The sequence below is a fragment of the Staphylococcus pasteuri genome (assembly GCF_030547725.1).
Lineage (GTDB): Bacteria > Bacillota > Bacilli > Staphylococcales > Staphylococcaceae > Staphylococcus > Staphylococcus pasteuri.
Genome location: NZ_JAUOQO010000734.1, coordinates 1 through 246, shown reverse-complemented (window position 1 = coordinate 246; position 246 = coordinate 1). Strand labels below are relative to the sequence as shown.

The window sequence follows — 246 nt, the reverse complement described above, 5'->3', positions numbered from 1 at the left end:
GGTATCACTCCGGGCAATGACCGCATAGCGGACCCCGGAGCGCGTGGTCACGTAGTAGGCGGTGGACGGCGGGACGCCGAACGTCGCGAGCGCCGTGGCCGATCCACTGACAGTGAACGAGCCGGACGCCACAGCGAGGAGGCTGACATTCGCCAGCGCCAAGCCACTGAGCAGGATGACGCCCGTGGCGGTGGCGGAGACGGCGACCGTGGCAGTGGCGGCACCCGAGACGGTGAACGACCCGGA

Annotated in this window: 1 protein-coding gene; it reads right to left on the bottom strand. The window is 69.5% G+C overall.

What is annotated here, in order from left to right; genetic code table 11:
• Positions 1-246 (bottom strand): hypothetical protein (locus Q4528_RS15305; RefSeq protein ID WP_303522558.1); only part of this gene is annotated, 246 nt, incomplete at both ends.